The sequence below is a fragment of the Chryseobacterium sp. OSA05B genome (assembly GCF_019970065.1).
Lineage (GTDB): Bacteria > Bacteroidota > Bacteroidia > Flavobacteriales > Weeksellaceae > Chryseobacterium.
Genome location: NZ_JAHXYH010000023.1, coordinates 1 through 1,753, shown reverse-complemented (window position 1 = coordinate 1,753; position 1,753 = coordinate 1). Strand labels below are relative to the sequence as shown.

Genomic DNA, 1,753 nt, shown 5'->3' with positions numbered 1-1,753 from the left:
AAATTTTAACAATCTGGTAGAAGCACAGCTCAAAGCCAGGCAAAATTTCATTATACCTTTATGGCATCCCCAGTATCTTCACCATATGTTTGATATTTTTCCATTGGAAGAGCCAAAGGGTTTATTATGGGGTAAAGATCTGGCAACCCCAATACTATTAAAACAAGCGGCAACTTTTTTTTCTGAAAATGATCTGGATATATTATCGTCAATTAGAATTGGTAACGATGCTGTATCCTATATAGAGTATTCATTTTATAAATATAAACTAAGTGCCAAAGAAGCTGCTAAACGTTGGATTCAGCAGAATTACGGTTCTATCGAAAGCTATATCCGCATGCTAGAAGGAAATGTATAAAAAGATTTATAGAATATACCAATTATTATACTTGAGATTTGTTTACTAAAAGTTTTCCTACAAAAGATTCTTAGAACTTCAGCAGAGAAGTTTTGTAGTTTTCGCTCTATTTTATGAAGAAAAATGTTTGGGAAAATACACAGGAATTAGTTTTATTGACAGCACCACCTTGAAATTTTGCAGAAATCAAAGAATCCATAATCATAAGGTTTTAAAGGATTAGCAGAACGGGGGAAAATCTTCAATGGGTTGGTTCTATGGGTTTAAATTGCATTTGGTTTGCAATGAAAAAGGAGAACTTTTTATCCTTTTATTTAACGAAAGGCAATATGGACGAAAGAAACCCAAAACACATCAAAAAAATGACAAAACAACTTTTCGGAAAACTTTTCGCAAGAATATGAAGAACCATATTACGAATATGGAAGACAAAATTTTATTTCACAAAAGAGAGATTGAACTATAAATGATGAACTAAACATCATTGTCAAGTGGAGCACACTCTTCATAGAAGTGTAAACAACTTTATGATAAATATTTTGGGAAGCATTACTGCATATTATTTCTTTCCAAAAAACCATAATTAAATTTGAAAAAAGTAAATGATGGTCAATTATTTTTAAACTTCGCTTAACCCAAACTCAGGTTATATTATTTATTTAAAGCTTATAAATATTTTTTGTCTTAAAGGATTAATATTTAAATAAATTCCGGGTGTTTTGGTTTTTGTACTTTTGGGCGCACAAAATAATAAGGATTTAAAAAGAGAGTTTGCAACGCAGAGAATTGGAATGAATAAGAAGTATGATGCCTAAGTCGTAAAAAATTAAGGCAATGTAAAATGAGTAAAAATCAAAGGAAATTTGAGAAAAATGTTCTAGTTTGACAGGGTTTTCACCTAATTTGATTCTTAACAATTAAATATTTATAATTCTTAGGTGCAAACTTTTTGTACTTATTAGTAAACTATAACTTATTGTTTTATCCATTTGATATTTTCAGAATTAATATTCAGGTGGCAGATATCTACCTTTATTTGGCATTAAAATACAAGTATTTAGCTTCAACATATCATAATTTAGTTGTAAATAAATATCCTTTTTAATTCGATATGAAAATATAAAGAAATGAAGAATTTTGTTATAATATTAATTTTTTCTGTTGGTTTGATCAGTTGTGATCGTAAAGATGATGCTTTATCAAATGAACAGATACAAAAAAAGACACAGTTGGAGTTGTTTGCCGAAGTCTCTGCACCAGTTGGCAATATAGCATATAAGAATTCAGGAGAGCTTGTTTTCAGTAATCATCCATTCTTTAATCCACAAATAAGGGTTATGCAATATGATACTTCCACAAAACAAACATCCCCTTTTCCAAATTTAGATTGGAATA

General features: G+C 29.5%; 1 protein-coding gene and 2 pseudogenes. All 3 read left to right on the top strand.

The annotated features are described in order from the left end of the window. A partial coding sequence (locus LC419_RS23385; RefSeq protein ID WP_223609613.1) for a glycine betaine ABC transporter substrate-binding protein occupies positions 1 to 358 on the top strand: 358 nt, incomplete at its 5' end. 127 nt (positions 359 to 485) lie between these two features. Further along, positions 486 to 824, top strand: a pseudogene (locus tag LC419_RS24295) (transposase). A 661-nt stretch (positions 825 to 1,485) separates the two neighbouring features. After that, positions 1,486 to 1,753: pseudogene (locus LC419_RS23375) on the top strand (hypothetical protein); the annotation flags it as partial.